This is a genomic window from Arthrobacter sp. Y3225209 (assembly GCF_059090685.1).
In genome coordinates this window covers 1-14,311 of record NZ_JBNHFW010000003.1, presented here as the reverse complement: position 1 = coordinate 14,311, position 14,311 = coordinate 1, and the positions used below count along the sequence as shown (strand labels likewise).

Genomic DNA, 14,311 nt, shown 5'->3' with positions numbered 1-14,311 from the left:
TCTGTCGATAGAGCACTACTGGGGTGACATGCGTCACAGTAACAGAAGTCCGACGATAAAGCGCCAAGATACTACTGGCAATCGACATAAGTGTGTAAGCTCCGTCACATGGCCGCATCCCACGTCTCCTCCGAGCCCGCCGTTGCGCTGCTCGAGGTTCACAATCTCAGCAAGAGCTTCGCCGGAGTCCGCGCGCTCAAAGCAGTGAATCTGCAGGTACTTCCCGGTGAGGTGCACTGCGTGCTCGGCCAGAACGGTGCCGGCAAGTCCACCCTGATCAAGGCCCTCTCCGGTGTGCACCAGCCGGATTCCGGCGAGATCCGCTGGAACGGGGAACCGGTGACACTCTCCGGCCCGACGGCGGCGCTGGAGCTGGGCATTGCCACCATGTACCAGGAACTGGACGTGGTGGACGGGCTGAGTGTCGCGGAGAACATCTTCCTCGGCCACGAGGACTCCCGGGCCGGCGTACTGCGGGTTCGGGACGCCCGCCGCCGGGCCCGGGAACTGCTCGCCCGGCTGGGGCACACCGACATCTCCCCGTCCGCCGAAGTGGGCAGCCTGTCCGCGGCCGGCAAGCAGATGGTGAGCATGGCCCGGGCCCTCTCCCGCAACGCCCGGCTGATCATCATGGACGAGCCCAGCGCCATCCTGGACGTGGGGGAGGTGGCCAACCTGTTCCGGGTGATCCGCGAGCTCACCGGCCAGGGCATCGCCATTGTCTACATCTCGCACCGGCTGGAGGAGATCCGGCAGATCGGGGACCGGATCTCGGTGATCAAGGACGGCTCCAGCACCGCCTCCTCGCTGCCCGTGGAAGGCACGTCCCGGGCGGACCTGGTCCGGCTGATGACCGGGCGCGACGTTGCCCACGCCTTTCCGCCGCGGATCCCCGTGCCCGGTGCGGCGCCCGTGGTGCTCGAGGTCCAGGACCTGGGCCTGGCCGGCTCCTTTACCGGGGTGAGCTTCACCGTCCGCGCCGGGGAGGTGTTCGGCCTGGCCGGGCTGGTGGGCTCGGGCCGCTCGGAAATCCTGGAAACCATCTACGGTGCCCGCCGCGCCACTGCGGGAACGGTGCGGGTCAACGGCACCACCCTGCAGCCCGGCTCCGTGCCGGCGGCGATCGGCGTGGGCCTCGGCCTGTCCCCGGAGGAACGCAAAAGCCAGGGCCTGCTGCTGGAGGAGCCCATCTACCGCAACGCCACGCTTTCCACCTTCGCCCGGTTCGCCCGGCGCGGGCTGCTCAACGAGCGGCGGGAGAAGGAGGCCACCCGCACCCAGGCGGCCGCGGTGCAGCTGCATCCGGCGGATCCGGACCGGCCCGCCCGAACCCTCTCCGGCGGCAACCAGCAAAAGGTGCTGCTGGCCCGCTGGCTGCTGCACGGCACTAAGGTCCTGCTGCTCGATGAACCTACCCGCGGCGTCGACGTCGGCGCCAAAACAGAGATTTACACACTGATCCGCAACCTGGCCGCCGACGGCGTGGCCGTGGTGGTGGTCTCCAGCGAACTGGAGGAGGTGCTCGGGCTGGCGGACCGGGTGCTTGTGCTCGACGCCGGCCGGGTGCTCGCCACCGGCAATGCCACTGATCTGGACGAGCACGCCGTGCTTGACCTCGTGCTGAAAGGAAACGCGCAGTGAGTGAGTCCAAAACGGCGGCGGTCCAGCCGCCCCCGGCCGACGGCGCCACCGCCCCGGCCATCCGGCAGAACCCGATGCGTACCTGGCTCGGCGGCTCCGCCGGGCGCAACCTGGGCCTGGCGCTGGCCGTGGTGCTGCTGTGCGTAGTAGGCGCGGCAACCAGCGGGGACCGGTTCCTGAACCTGGAAAACATGCTGACCATCCTTCGCTACGCCTCGATCACCGGGGTGATCTGCATCGGCATGACGTTTGTGATCACCGCGGGCGGCATCGACCTTTCCGTGGGCTCGGTGATGGGACTGACCACCGTGGTGGCGTCGCTGACCGCAGTGCAGCGCACCGCCGGGGAGACCAGCTGGCTGCTGATGGTGGCCGTGGCGCTCGCCGTCGGAATGTTTGCCGGGCTGATCAACGGGGTGATCATCGCCTACGGCAACGTGGTGGCGTTTATGGCCACCCTGGCCATGCTGGTGGCCGCCCGCGGCGCCGCGGAACTGATCTCCGGACGGCGGACGCAGATTGTCATTGAACCGGACTTCCTGTCCGTAATGCGCTCAAACTTCCTGGGCGTGCCCCTGCTGATCTGGATCTTCGCCCTGGTGGCCGCCGCCGGCTGGTTCCTGCTCAACCGCACCACCTTCGGCCGACGCACCGTGGCCATCGGCGGCAACCTGGAGGCAGCCCGGCTGGCCGGCATCAAGGTCAAACGGCACATCGTCTGGCTGTACGTACTCTCCGGCACCACCGTGGGAATTGCCGGGGTGATGATGATGGGCCGCACCACCGCCGGCACCTCCACCCACGGCCTGCTGTTCGAGCTGGACGCGATCGCCGCCGTCGTGGTGGGCGGCACGCTGCTGATCGGCGGGCGCGGCACCATTGTGGGCACCGTACTGGGTGTGCTGCTGTTCAGCATCCTCATCAACGTGTTTACGCAGAACAACCTGGACACCTCGGTGCAGCAGGTGGCCAAGGGTGCCATCATCGTGGCCGCCGTCCTGCTGCAGCAGCGCTTCGCGGTGCGCGGCACCCGGCGCAAGGGCGCACTATGAACCGCCGGGCAGGGAACACGGGGGAGCGCCCGGCGGGAACTGCGGGGAGCTGTTCCCCGGCTGCCGGGTTACGGGCGCTGCCGGGTAACGCCGGTCACTATGCTTCAATTGGCCAGTGGTCGATATAAGGAAAACCGCGTCGGCTCCGGCCGGCGCCAGCGAACTCTTCCAGCTGCTGCGCGACGGGCAGCCCCGCACCCGGACCGAGCTGGCGGACCTGGTGGGAGTGGCCCGTTCCACCGTGGCGCTGCGGCTGGATGCGCTGATGGACCTGGGCCTGGTGGCTCCGGTGGAGGACGCCATTTCCACCGGCGGCCGGCCCTCGGCGCAGGTGGCGCTGCAGACCGACACCCGGCTGGTCCTGGGCGTGGACATCGGCGCCTCGCATCTGCACGTGGGACTGACCGATCTCTCCGGCACCGCCCTGGCGGACGCCTTCCGGGACGGACTGCTGGTCAGCGCCGGACCCCGGACCGTCCTGGATGCCGTGGTGGAACTGGCCACCACCGTGCTGGCGGAGGCCGGCCGGTCCGCCGCTGACCTGCTGGCGGTGGGCGTGGGCCTGCCCGGACCGGTGGAACACAGCACCGGACGCCCCATCAACCCGCCCATCATGCCCGGCTGGCACGGCTTCGACGTGCCCGGCTACCTGCACGGGCACTTCGGCGTGCCGGTGCTGGTGGACAACGATGTGAACGTGATGTCGGTGGGGGAGCGGGAAACCGCCTGGCCCGACGTCGAAAACCTGATTTTCGTGAAGGTGGCCACCGGCATCGGCGCCGGGATCATCTGCAACGGTGAGCTGCTGCGCGGCGCCGACGGCGTGGCCGGGGACATCGGGCACATCCGGGTGGCCAGCGGCGAGGAACTGCTGTGCCGGTGCGGCAACGTCGGCTGCCTGGAGGCACTGGCCTCCGGACCCGCGGTGGCCCTGAAACTGCAGGCCGCCGGACACAGCGCCGAGGACAGCCGCGACGTTGTGGACCTGGTAAACCGGGGCGACCAGGACGCGGTGCGCGCGGTCCGCCAGGCCGGCCGGGACGTGGGCGAGGTGCTCTCGGCCTGCCTGAGCATGATGAACCCCGCCGTCATTGTGATCGGCGGGTCCATGGCCCTGACCGGCGAGCACTTTATTGCCGGGGTCCGGGAAGCGGTGTACTCACGCAGCATGCCGCTGGCCACCCAGCACCTGCAGATAGTCCAGTCCGCGTCCGGGCCGGACGCCGGCATGCTCGGAGCGAGCATGCTGGCCATCCACCACGCCCTCTCTCCGGAGAGCGTGGACGGCATGCTGGCCGCCCGGGTGGGGTAGGGCGCGCCCGCGCGGGGCCCTATAGTTCCCCTCATGACAAAACCCTCGAATTACGAGATCCACGCCTGGCGCCGGCTTCAGCGGGTCCGGTCCCGTCCGGTCTCGCGGGTGATGAAACAGGCCAGCGGGCAGGTGGCCGACGGCGCGGAAGGGCTGGGCCGGCGCGCCGCCAAATACCTCGGGGACCGCCCCGGTGCCAAGGCGGCCGTCTCCCGCGGACAGGAACTCTTCGGCCGGGGTGCCGAGGCCCTGCGCGCCGGAGCACGCAAAACCGCCGGGTCCGTTCCCGAGGCCGTGGCCGACTGGGGCGGCTCCGCCGTCGACTCCGTGAACCGGGTGCTGGCACGGGCCGGGCGGACGGAACTGAATCCGCGCTGGGTGCTCGAGGCCCACCGCAAACGCGGCCACGAGGTGTCCTCCCTGGCGGACCTGCGCCGGCTGGACCTGGCCCAGCTCGACGCCGTGCGCGGACGGGGAGTGAACCTGTACTACCCGATTGCCGCCGCAGTGTCGGGGATGGGCGCCGGACTGGTGATGTCCGGCGGGGCATTGTTCGCCGCCGCCACCGGTACCGCTGCGGTACCTGCCGGGGGAAATGTTCCCGGAGCCGAAGGCGACGCGGCAGTGCTCCTGAAACTGGCGCAGCGGTCGGCGGGGCATGTGGGGCTGTTCTACGGCTATGACCCCGACGAGCCCGCCGAAAAGCTGTTCATCCTGGCAGTGGTGAACGCCGGCACGGCCCTCTCCGCCAGCGCGAAAACCGCCGCGGTGGCTGACGTGTCCCGGCTGACCCAGGCACTGGTCCGCCGCACGGCGTGGGCGGACCTGCAGGCACCGGTGGTTGACCGGGTCTCCGCGGAGTTCACGAAGGCCTTCGCGATGCGGATCAGCAGGCAGTCCCGGGGCAAGGTGGTGCCCGCGGCGGGCATCCTGGTGGGCGGCGGGTTCAACTGGGCCACGCTGGAATCCGTGGTGGACGCGGCCGACGCCGCTTACCGCCGCCGCTTCCTGCTGGAGAAGTACCCGCAGTTCGGTGCGGAGGATGCCCCCGGCGTGGTGATTGACCCGGAGGCGGACGAGGATGCTGACGAAGCCATCAGTGTGCTCGCCGAGCTTGCCCGGGTGGGCGGGCCGGAGCTGACCTAACCGGCTTATCCGCTGGCCCGGACCACGAGTTCCGGGGCCAGCCGCAGGCTCTCCGCGGACCCGCCGCCCATCAGCGACTGCAGCGCCAGCAGTCCGCGCCGGCCCATTTCATGCATGGGGGAGCGGATGGTGGTCAGGTTGATCCCGCCGGCCAGCGGGGTGTCATTAAACCCGCCCACGGCCACGTCCCCGGGAACGCTGAGCCCGCGCTCGCGGAAGACGCCCGTGGCGCCGATGGCGGCAAAGTCATTCACGGCAAACACGGCCTCGGGCACCCGGCCGGAGGCAAGGATCCGCCGGGCGGCGTCCTGGCCGGCGGCCGCGTCAAAACCGTTGTGGATGATCCACTCTTCCGGAACCTCCATGCCGGCCTCGGACAGCACGTCCAGGAAACCGCCGGTACGCCCCTGCGAGGTGGAGGTATTCGCGGAACCGGCCACCAGGGCAAAGGACCGGCGGCCCGAGGCCAGGAAATGTTCGGCCATCAGCCGTCCGCCGGCGTAATCGTCGCAGGTCACGCTGACATGCCCGGCGGAGGACCGGCTGACCAGCACCAGCGGCACCCCGCGGCCGGCCAGCTCCTGAAGATACGGCTCATGCAGATGGGCGTCGCCGAAAATCAGCCCGTCGGAACGCCGCCCCAGCAGCATCTCGGCCTTGGCCCGCTGCTTGCCGGGATCATCCAGCGAGTTGGCCACCACGGCGAACAGCCCGTTTTCGGCGGCGGCCTCGTCAACGCCCTCGTAAATGGTGGCCAGGACAAAGTCCTGCAGCCGGGGAACAATCACGCCCACAATGTCCGAGCGGGAGGTCCGCAGCGAGGCCGCATGCGGATTACGGCTGTAGCCGCGCTCCCGGGCAAGGCTGAAAATCCGCTCCGTGGTGGCCGGCGCAGCCCACTTGGACTCGGTTCCGGCCGGATCATTCAGGACGCGGGAAACGGTGGAGACGTTCAGGCCGAGCTCCTTGGCCAGCAGCTTCAGCGTGACCTGTCCTGAGGATGGCATGTTTCCGTTTCGTTTCGTATGTCGGGGAAATGTAACGAGTGTGTGAATGTGTTGCGCTTCACATGATCTGCCCCATAGTATCTCTTCCACCGGTTACACAAACGTTTGCGGCAATCGTATGCGGCAATCGTTCGGCCGGCCAGAGGCAATCAACGAACGGAACTGGGCAGTGGCTTCAATTGTGGTTTTGGGTACAGGCGGCACCATCGCCTCCCGCGGACAGGGTCCGGAGGGAGCCGTGGCTGCCGACGGCGCGGCGTCACTCGCCGCGTCCCTTACCGGCCGGCACACGGTGACCACCCGGGACATCCTCACCACGGGCAGCTACCGGCTGGACCTGGGCAACCTGCGGACCATTGCCGAAGCGGCCTCCGCCGCCGTGGCGCAGGAGGACGTGGACGGCGTCGTAGTCACCCACGGCACCGACACCATGGAGGAAACCGCGTTCCTGCTGGACCTGGTGCATGCCGGCTCCAAACCCGTGGTCTTTACCGGCGCCCAGCAGCCGGCCGACAGCGCCAACCCGGACGGCCCGCAGAACCTCGCCGAAGCCGTGGAGGCCGCTGCCGAGAAGCAGCTGCACGGCACCGGAGTGCTGATCAGCTTCGCCGGAACCGTCCGCACCGCCCGCGGCGCCCGCAAGGCACACACCACTGCCGCCAGCCCCTTTGCCGGCGGCACGGAGGTGGCGCACCTGGCCGGGAACGACGTCGTCGTGGCCGCCCGCCCGGACCGCTGCCCGCCGCTGCCCCTGCCCGGCGCCGCCTTTGATGCCGCCCGGGTGGAGATCATTACCGCCTACCCCGGGGCCACTCCGAACCTGCTGCGCCACGCGGCGGCCGACGGTGCGCAGGCCGTGGTGCTGGCCGGGACCGGCATCGGCAACGCGGGACCCGGCTTCGCCGAAGCCGTGGCGGACCTGACCGGGGCAGGCGTCCACGTGATCCTGGCCAGCCGCACCCCGTGGGGCCCGGTGATCCCGACCTACGGCAACGGCGGCGGCAAGGACCTGGTCCGCGCCGGAGCCGTCACGGCCCGCACCCTGAACCCGTTCCAGTCCCGCATCCTGGCCGCGCTGTTGCTCGCCCTGGATCCGTCGTCGGAGACGTTCCCCGAACGCTTCTCCGCCTACGCCTAGACCACCCCGTCCCTACTTCCACCCCCACCACGCACGAACCCAGGAGGAACACCATGAGCAAGAAAATCCAAGTTTCAGTCGGTATCGACGTCGACGCCGTGGGCGGCTGGCTCGGCTCCTACGGCGGCGAGGATTCGCCGGGCGATATTTCCCGCGGCATCTTCGCCGGCGAGGTGGGCGTGCCCCGCCTGCTCAAGCTGGCCACCGACCGGCAGATGCCGGTGACCTGGTTCTGGCCCGGCCACTCCATTGAAACCTTCCCGGAGCAGTTCGAAGCCACCGTCGCCGCCGGCCACGAGGTGGGCGTGCACGGCTACAGCCACGAAAACCCGATCGCCATGACCCGCGAGCAGGAAACCGAGGTGCTGGACCACTGCATCGAGCTGTTCACCACCCGCACCGGCAAAAAGCCGGTGGGCTACGTGGCCCCCTGGTGGGAATTCTCCAACGTCACCAACGAGATCCTGCTCGAGCGCGGCTTCCTCTACGACCACTCGCTCATGCACAACGACTTCACCCCGTACTACGTCCGCGTGGGCGATTCCTGGACCAAGATCAACTACGACGCCGCGTCCGCGAAGGAATGGATGAAGCCGCTGGTCCGCGGCGAGGAGACCGACCTGATCGAAATCCCGGCCAACTGGTACCTGGATGACCTGCCTCCCATGATGTTCATCAAGGGCAGCGCCAACAGCCACGGCTTCGTTTCCCCGCGGGACATCGAGCAGATGTGGAAGGACCAGTTCGACTGGGTCTACCGCGAAATGGACTACGCCGTCTTCCCGATCACCATCCACCCGGACGTCTCCGGCCGGCCGCAGAACCTGCTGATGCTCGAGCGGCTCTTCGACCACATTGCCGGCCACGACGGCGTGGAGTTCGTGAACATGGAAACCATTGCCCGGGACTTCGCCGCCCGCAACCCCCGCACCACTTAACCCCCACTCAAGATCCCTCTGGTACAGGATAGGACCCCCCCTCAATGAGCGCTGCACCCCATAAACGCCCGCCCACCGGAACCGGCCGCCGGGTTGGCGACGTCGCCCCCTGGGACGTGGAGATCACCCCCAAGGTGGTCCGCAAGGTTTCGCTGGTCTGCTTCATCGCCTGGGTAGTGTCGGTCTACGACTTCACCCTCTTCGGCACGCTGCTGCCGGTCATCGCCGAGGACTTCGGCTGGACCGCCGCGGAATCCACCGCAGTGAACACCATTGCGCACGTGGGCATCTTTATTGTGGCGCTCGTGGTGGGCACCATCATTGACCGGCTCGGCCGCAAGAACGCGCTGATTGTGCTGATGCTCGGCGGCGCCGCCGCGGCAGGCTTCACCGGCCTGGCCGCCGGCGCCGTCAGCCTGATCATCATCCGCTCCTTCTCCGGATTCTCCATGTCCGAGGAAGTGGTGAACGCCGTCTACCTCAACGAGATCTACAAGAAGGTCAAGAACCGCGGCCTGATGTACTCGATCGTCCAGGGCGGCTGGCCGGTGGGCGCACTGCTCTCCGCCGGACTCTCCGCAGCCCTGCTGCCGGTTATCGGCTGGCGCTGGAGCTTTGTGGTGGCCGCCGTTATGGCGCTGCTGGTGGCCGTGATGGCCTCCCGGCTGCCCGAATCACCCACCTTCGCCGCCATCAAGGAAGTCCGCCGCCGCCAGGACGCAGGGGACGTTGAAGGCGCACGGGCGCTGGCCGCCGAGCACGATCTGGAAGAGGGCAGCCAGCACAAGACCGGCTTCAAGGACGTCTTCACCCCCGAGTTGCGCCGCCACACCACCCTGCTCTCCCTGGCCTGGCTGTTCAACTGGGCCGCCATCCAGGTCTTCTCCGTGCTGGGCACCACCGTGCTGGTGGAAGCCAAGGACGTCTCCTTCGAAAACGCCCTGCTGATCCTGGTCCTGGCCAACGCCGTGGGCTTTGCCGGCTACGTGTTCCACGGCTGGCTCGGTGACCGCATCGGCCGGCAGAAGACCGTTATCCTCGGCTGGTTCGGCGGCGGCGCCGCCAGCCTGATCATGCTGCTGGGACCCAGCAGCGAGGTCTTCATCATCATCATGTACGCCCTGACCCTGTTCTTCCTCACCGGCCCCTACGCCGCCCTGCTCTACTACATGGGCGAGTCCTACCCCGCGCACGTCCGCGGCATGGGCACCAACGTGGCCCACGTGATGGCGCCGCTGGGCGGCATCGCCGGCTCCGGCCTGCTCAGCCTCTTCCTCTTTATGGGACTGGGCATGCAGACCGCAGCCATCATTACCGGCACCGGCGGCCTGGTCATCTCCGCACTGTGCATGATCGGCACCCGCAAGGTGGACCAGGCCACCGGCAAAGCGACCGAAAAGAAGGTAACCGCATGAACCGCGATGACGGATTCGAAGGCAAAACAGCAGTAATCTCCGGCGGTGCCTCCGGCATCGGCCAGGCCCTGGCCGTGGCCTACGCCCGGGCCGGAGCCAACACCGTGGTGGGCTACCTGGAAAACGATCCGCACGACGTCGGCGAAACGGTGGCGCTGGTGGAGGCCGCAGGAGCCAAGTGCGTTCCGGTGCCGGTGGATGTGCGCAGCTACGCGGACACCGAAGCCCTGGCGCAGGCCGCGCTGGATAGCTTCGGCCGGCTGGACATTGCCGTGGCCGCCGCCGGGATCCTGCGCCGCGCCTCGTTGGCGGACATGACCGACGAGGCGTGGGAGGACATGATGGCGGTGGACCTGTCCGGCGTGATGCGCACTTTCCGCTCCTGCGCCGCCCGGATGGAGCACGGCGGTGCCATGGTGGCTACCTCCTCGATTGCCGGCGGGGTTTACGGCTGGGAGGACCACAGCCACTACGCCGCCGCGAAGGCCGGCCTGCTGGGCATGTGCCGTTCCCTCGCCGTCGAACTGGCGCCCCGGAAAATCCGGGTCAACGCCGTCATCCCCGGGCTGATCGAAAGCCCGCAGTCCCTGGACGGCGTGAACTCGCTGGGCAAGGACGGCCTGGAGGCGGCCGGCAGCATCATTCCGTGGGGCCGGGTAGGCAACGTGGATGAAGCCGCCCGCGTGATCCGCTTCCTCACCGGCGATGACTCCGCCTATGTCACCGGCCAGCAGCTGATTGTCGACGGCGGACTCACCGTCCGCTGGCCCAGCTAGGCCGCACGCCAGGCCTTCCCCCGGGAGGCCCCCTCAACCCTCCGGCCGTGGAGTTTCCCCCGGCTCCGCGGCCGGAGCCTCAACTTTTGCAAAGGATGTATCCATGAGCTCATTTCGCGGCAAGACCGCCGTTATCACCGGAGCCGGCAGCGGCATCGGTGCCGCCATTGCCCGGCTTTTCGCTGCCGAAGGCGCGGACCTGGCCCTGCTGGACCTGGATGAGGCCCAGGCCGGCGCCGTCGCCGCCGAGTGCACCGCCCTGGGCGTGAAAGCCACTGCCCGGCGCGTGGATGTAACGGACAGCGAGGATGTCCGTGCCGCCATGGACGCCGCCGCCGGGGAGCTGGGCGGACTGGACATCCTGGTCAGCAGTGCGGGCATCCTGGACGAAACCCCGTTCCTGGAACTGAGCCCGGAAACCTTCGACCGGACCCTGGACGTGGACCTGCGCGGCGTGTTCCTTGCCGCCCGGTGGGCCGCGCCGCACATGGTGGAACGCGGCGGCGGGCGGATCATCAACATTTCCTCGCAGCTGGGCATCAAGGGCGGCACCGGGCTGGCGCACTACGTCTCCGCGAAGGCCGGCGTCATCGGCCTGACCAAGGCGCTGGCCCTGGAACTGGCACCGCACTCGATCCTGGTCAACGCCATTGCGCCGGGCCCGATCTTCACGCCGCTGATCGACGGGCTCTCCGAGGACTGGAAAGCCGCCAAGCAGGCCGAACTGCCGGTGGGCCGGTTCGGCACGGCGGAGGAAGTGGCACCCACCGCGCTGCTGCTGGCCTCCTCGCCCGGCGGCAACCTGTACACCGGGCAGACACTGGGCCCGAACAGCGGCGACGTGATGCCGTAGGTCCCGAAACCCCACCAGCAGGTCCAGCAACAGGAAGGCAGAGCATGTGCGGAGCATGTCCCGGCGGAACGGTAATCCCACGGCTGTCGGCGTATGCCGCGCTGGCCGGAATCCGCTCCTCCGTGGCCGGGGTGCTGCAGGAGATTGCCGGTCGGCGGCTGACCGTGCGGGCCTTCGGCGATGCCTGGACTGTCCGCGACCGGCTCGGGAAGCAGCAGGTGCTGCCCGGGCTGGAAGAGGTTGCCGCAGCGGTGGCGGCGGGGCCGTTGGACTGGGACGCGGTTGCCCGGCTCACCGGCCAGGAGGTTACCGGCCGGGTCCCGGACCTGTCCTGCCCGGCGCTGCCCGTGCTGCAGGAGATTGCCGCCGCCCCGCTGTCCCCGGATGCTCCCCGGCCGGAACTCACCGCCGGGGAGTTTGCGGCGGGGCTGCTGGTGCATGCGGCCAATCGTGCCGGCTCAGGTACCGGCGCTGTAGCCCGGGACTGACCCAAGGACGGGGCCGGCAGCAGGGGAGTGGCTGGAACCGGGTGCTGGGTCGGAACCGGGTGCGATGCCGACGGCCGGAGTGGGGCCGGAGCCAAGTGCGGGGCTGGAACCGGGTGCTGGGTCAGGGCCAGGGTCAGGCTCCGTGGAGGTATCCGGCGGCGGTGTTGTCCCCGTCGTCGTCCCCGGCGTCGCTGAATGCGGCCGGTCCCGGCGGCCCGGAGCTTCGCCGGGGCTGAGATAACGGATGTCCCGGCGGCCGTCGGTCAGTATCCGCAGGTCCTCGTCGAGGTTCCGGCGCAGCTCCATCAGCTCAAACTGGTACTGGTGTGGCTCCGCTGCAGTGATGCGCAGGTAGCGGTTGCAGGCTGCGGACATACGCATCAGGACCTCGCCTGCGGTGGAACCGGGCTGAAGCCGGGCGAGGGTTTCCATCAGGTTTTCCCGGATATCGTGCACCGAGCTGCGGAACCTCGGTTCCAGGGCCGCAGTTTCCGCGGAACGGGGATCCATCGGGGCAAGCATCCGTTTCAGGTGCAGATATGTGACCAGTTCATTGAGCGCCCGGGCTTCCTCCCTGCGGGCCAGGCCGCGTTTCGTCAGCCATCCGGCGGCGAATCCGAGCACCACGCCCGTCACCGGCATCACGACAATCCAGATCCAATCCATCCCAGCCTCCTGTCGATGCATGGAGAGGCTACGGCTGCGCGCCGGTATCAACCAGAGGGGACGGCCGGTACCGGGCCCGCTACCCGGTTTCAGCTCAAAACTACTGGCGAGCCCTGGTCAACTGGTCCTCCACAGGTGCGGTAGCGTGTGCCTCGATGCATTCGCATCGACTTTCGCTTTTCTGTCCATGGGGGACCTATGCCTGCTTTGCCCGGCGTCCGCATCGCTTCGATGACGGAACACATCTCTTCTTCTCGCCGCACCAGGCCGTTGGCCTTCGGGGCTGTGGCGCTGAGCGCCGTCGTCGTTCTCACCGGCTGCGGAGGGGGTGAGATGGAGCAGGCTGCTGCGACGCCCTCGCCCGCCAAAACGACGTCGTCCCCCTCGCCGTCTCCTACGCCCACCGTCACGCAGATCGCGAACAAGGCCTGCAACTCGGCGGGCTCCACGCAAACGGTGAAGCAGGCTACGGCCAGCCCCACGCCGACGCCGTCGAAGACCTCGGCAAAGGCGTCGCCGTCCTCCTCTCCGAGCACCACTGCGGCCTCACCCTCGCCGACCACCACCGTCCAGAGCACTGTCTACGTGTGTACCGAGAACGACAACGGCAAGCTGATCTGGATGGAGAAGGACGAGTCGGAGAAACTGCTCGCAGACCGGAAAGAGACGGAGGAACGGAAAGCCGCCGAGGACAAAAAGAGGAACTCTGAGCAGGCTCCGCCGCCGGTTGATCCCGGTCCGGCTCCGGCTCCACCTGCCCCGGCTCCGGCACCGCCGGCTCCCGCACCGGCTCCTCCTGCCCCGGCACCAGCACCTCCTGCCCCGGCACCTGCACCGCCCGCACCCGCTCCGGTGATTCCGCCGCCCGCTCCGGCCCCGGCCTACTATCCGAACTGTTCCGCGGCCCGCGCCGCCGGCGCAGCGCCGGTACGGATCGGCCAGCCCGGTTACGGCACCCACCTGGACCGCGACGGCGACGGCGTGGGCTGCGAGTAAGTCGGCCGGACCCGCGCCGGGGTTTGCGTTAGCTCTAGATGTTGCCCTCGGACCCGCCTAGCGTTGTTTCGAGGGCAACATCCGCCGGAGCAAAAACGGGCCACAGCGTCCGGGCATGTTGCCGCATCAGAAGCCGGACCGGGGCCCTGCCACGGCAGGCTCCGGCAGATCCCCGCTGAGGCGCCATGTCCCACCACGCAGACCCCGTCCCATCTCCTTCTGATTCTCCGCGGCCGGGACAGTGGCCGGGACAGCGGCCGTCCGGAAAGCCGGCGTCGGGCAGCCGGATACCGGAGCCGCGGGGGCCGAGGCGAAGTCCCAGATCAGCCTGGCTTGTGCTGGGCCTGGCCGCAGTGCTGCTTTGTGTGTTGGCGTTGCGCGGAACGGTGGGGATTGCCGCGTGGATGCTGGCCGTGGGGCTGCTGCTGTTGGTCACCGCGCTGTACTCGCTGGGATTTCGCCGCCGCAGTTGGGCGGCGCTGGACACCGTGCAGCAAAAACGCCTGGCCCTGACCGGCAGCGGTCTGGTGCTGGTGGCGGGCATGGCTGCCGGCGCGGTGGCGGCACCGCAGCTTCGCCCCGCCCAGCCCACAGCGGAGGACGTTCCGCAGGAAGAGTGGCCGAAGTCCGAACCGTTGCCCCCGCCGCTTCCCCTGCCGGCGGAGCCTCCTGCGGTGGCACCGGATCCGGACCTGGCGGAGACCAACGTTTTGAGCGGGATGCCGCACTCCGGCACGTCGCTTGCCGGTGCCGCGTGTGCCACGCCGGGGGATGCCCGCGGCCTGGGCGATGCGGACTACCGGTGCACACAGGACGACGCCGGGCGCCTGGTCTGGATGGAGCGGGCCGCCGCCGAACGGCTGGCAGCGCAGCGGGCGGAACG

The 14,311-nt window shown here is 68.8% G+C and carries 13 protein-coding genes and 1 pseudogene; 12 read left to right on the top strand and 2 right to left on the bottom strand.

Annotation, left to right across the window (positions count from 1 at the left end; genetic code table 11):
- Nucleotides 1–108: 108 nt before the first annotated feature.
- The 4 genes from AC5RVB_RS02955 (at nt 109) to AC5RVB_RS02940 (ending at nt 5,151) form a co-directional block, all read left to right on the top strand.
- Nucleotides 109–1,641 carry a sugar ABC transporter ATP-binding protein gene (locus AC5RVB_RS02955; protein WP_494141908.1) on the top strand — a complete coding sequence of 511 codons (1,533 nt, stop codon included), beginning with the start codon at nt 109–111 and terminating at the stop codon, nt 1,639–1,641.
- Complete coding sequence (locus AC5RVB_RS02950; RefSeq protein ID WP_423724621.1) at nt 1,638–2,693, top strand: ABC transporter permease; 1,056 nt, start codon at nt 1,638–1,640, stop codon at nt 2,691–2,693. The genes AC5RVB_RS02955 and AC5RVB_RS02950 overlap by 4 nt, the downstream gene beginning before the upstream one ends.
- Nucleotides 2,694–2,808: 115 nt before the next feature.
- Nucleotides 2,809–4,005: an ROK family transcriptional regulator gene (locus tag AC5RVB_RS02945; protein WP_494141907.1), complete on the top strand. Its 1,197-nt coding sequence runs from the start codon at nt 2,809–2,811 to the stop codon at nt 4,003–4,005.
- Between the two features lie 33 nt (nt 4,006–4,038).
- Nucleotides 4,039–5,151 carry an EcsC family protein gene (locus AC5RVB_RS02940; RefSeq protein ID WP_494141906.1) on the top strand — a complete coding sequence of 371 codons (1,113 nt, stop codon included), beginning with the start codon at nt 4,039–4,041 and terminating at the stop codon, nt 5,149–5,151.
- A 5-nt stretch (nt 5,152–5,156) separates the two neighbouring features.
- Here the strand turns inward: AC5RVB_RS02940 and AC5RVB_RS02935 are convergent, their stop codons facing one another.
- Complete coding sequence (locus AC5RVB_RS02935) at nt 5,157–6,158, bottom strand: LacI family DNA-binding transcriptional regulator (RefSeq protein WP_494141905.1); 1,002 nt, start codon at nt 6,156–6,158, stop codon at nt 5,157–5,159.
- A 181-nt stretch (nt 6,159–6,339) separates the two neighbouring features.
- Here AC5RVB_RS02935 and AC5RVB_RS02930 point away from each other — a divergent pair, with 181 nt between their 5' ends.
- The 6 genes from AC5RVB_RS02930 (at nt 6,340) to AC5RVB_RS02905 (ending at nt 11,766) form a co-directional block, all read left to right on the top strand.
- Nucleotides 6,340–7,296 (top strand): asparaginase, encoded by a 957-nt coding sequence (locus AC5RVB_RS02930; protein WP_494141904.1) that lies wholly within the window; start codon nt 6,340–6,342, stop codon nt 7,294–7,296.
- A gap of 53 nt (nt 7,297–7,349) precedes the next feature.
- Nucleotides 7,350–8,234 carry a polysaccharide deacetylase family protein gene (locus AC5RVB_RS02925; protein WP_227905360.1) on the top strand — a complete coding sequence of 295 codons (885 nt, stop codon included), beginning with the start codon at nt 7,350–7,352 and terminating at the stop codon, nt 8,232–8,234.
- 44 nt (nt 8,235–8,278) lie between these two features.
- Complete coding sequence (locus AC5RVB_RS02920) at nt 8,279–9,649, top strand: MFS transporter (protein WP_494141903.1); 1,371 nt, start codon at nt 8,279–8,281, stop codon at nt 9,647–9,649.
- Nucleotides 9,646–10,425 (top strand): SDR family NAD(P)-dependent oxidoreductase, encoded by a 780-nt coding sequence (locus AC5RVB_RS02915; RefSeq protein WP_493990706.1) that lies wholly within the window; start codon nt 9,646–9,648, stop codon nt 10,423–10,425. The genes AC5RVB_RS02920 and AC5RVB_RS02915 overlap by 4 nt, the downstream gene beginning before the upstream one ends.
- A gap of 103 nt (nt 10,426–10,528) precedes the next feature.
- A complete protein-coding gene (locus tag AC5RVB_RS02910) occupies nt 10,529–11,278 on the top strand; it encodes an SDR family NAD(P)-dependent oxidoreductase (RefSeq protein WP_494141902.1) in 750 nt (249 codons plus the stop codon).
- Between the two features lie 44 nt (nt 11,279–11,322).
- Nucleotides 11,323–11,766, top strand: coding sequence for a hypothetical protein (locus tag AC5RVB_RS02905; RefSeq protein ID WP_493990704.1), 444 nt, complete (start codon nt 11,323–11,325; stop codon nt 11,764–11,766).
- Here the strand turns inward: AC5RVB_RS02905 and AC5RVB_RS02900 are convergent.
- Nucleotides 11,737–12,432, bottom strand: coding sequence for a DUF6650 family protein (locus AC5RVB_RS02900; protein WP_494141901.1), 696 nt, complete (start codon nt 12,430–12,432; stop codon nt 11,737–11,739). The genes AC5RVB_RS02905 and AC5RVB_RS02900 overlap by 30 nt on opposite strands.
- A 198-nt stretch (nt 12,433–12,630) precedes the next feature.
- Between AC5RVB_RS02900 and AC5RVB_RS02895 the strand changes: the two genes are divergently transcribed.
- Nucleotides 12,631–13,428, top strand: coding sequence for an excalibur calcium-binding domain-containing protein (locus tag AC5RVB_RS02895; protein ID WP_494141900.1), 798 nt, complete (start codon nt 12,631–12,633; stop codon nt 13,426–13,428).
- 368 nt (nt 13,429–13,796) lie between these two features.
- Nucleotides 13,797–14,311, top strand: a pseudogene (locus AC5RVB_RS02890) (hypothetical protein); the annotation flags it as partial.

What these genes read in the sequence shown, in the direction of transcription:
- AC5RVB_RS02955 (WP_494141908.1), top strand. Translation starts at nt 109, where the DNA reads ATGGCCGCATCCCACGTCTCCTCCGAGCCCGCCGTTGCGCTGCTCGAG.
- AC5RVB_RS02940 (WP_494141906.1), top strand. Translation starts at nt 4,039, where the DNA reads ATGACAAAACCCTCGAATTACGAGATCCACGCCTGGCGCCGGCTTCAG.
- AC5RVB_RS02935 (WP_494141905.1), bottom strand. Translation starts at nt 6,158, where the DNA reads ATGCCATCCTCAGGACAGGTCACGCTGAAGCTGCTGGCCAAGGAGCTC.
- AC5RVB_RS02925 (WP_227905360.1), top strand. Translation starts at nt 7,350, where the DNA reads ATGAGCAAGAAAATCCAAGTTTCAGTCGGTATCGACGTCGACGCCGTG.
- AC5RVB_RS02920 (WP_494141903.1), top strand. Translation starts at nt 8,279, where the DNA reads ATGAGCGCTGCACCCCATAAACGCCCGCCCACCGGAACCGGCCGCCGG.
- AC5RVB_RS02915 (WP_493990706.1), top strand. Translation starts at nt 9,646, where the DNA reads ATGAACCGCGATGACGGATTCGAAGGCAAAACAGCAGTAATCTCCGGC.
- AC5RVB_RS02910 (WP_494141902.1), top strand. Translation starts at nt 10,529, where the DNA reads ATGAGCTCATTTCGCGGCAAGACCGCCGTTATCACCGGAGCCGGCAGC.
- AC5RVB_RS02905 (WP_493990704.1), top strand. Translation starts at nt 11,323, where the DNA reads ATGTGCGGAGCATGTCCCGGCGGAACGGTAATCCCACGGCTGTCGGCG.
- AC5RVB_RS02900 (WP_494141901.1), bottom strand. Translation starts at nt 12,432, where the DNA reads ATGGATTGGATCTGGATTGTCGTGATGCCGGTGACGGGCGTGGTGCTC.
- AC5RVB_RS02895 (WP_494141900.1), top strand. Translation starts at nt 12,631, where the DNA reads ATGCCTGCTTTGCCCGGCGTCCGCATCGCTTCGATGACGGAACACATC.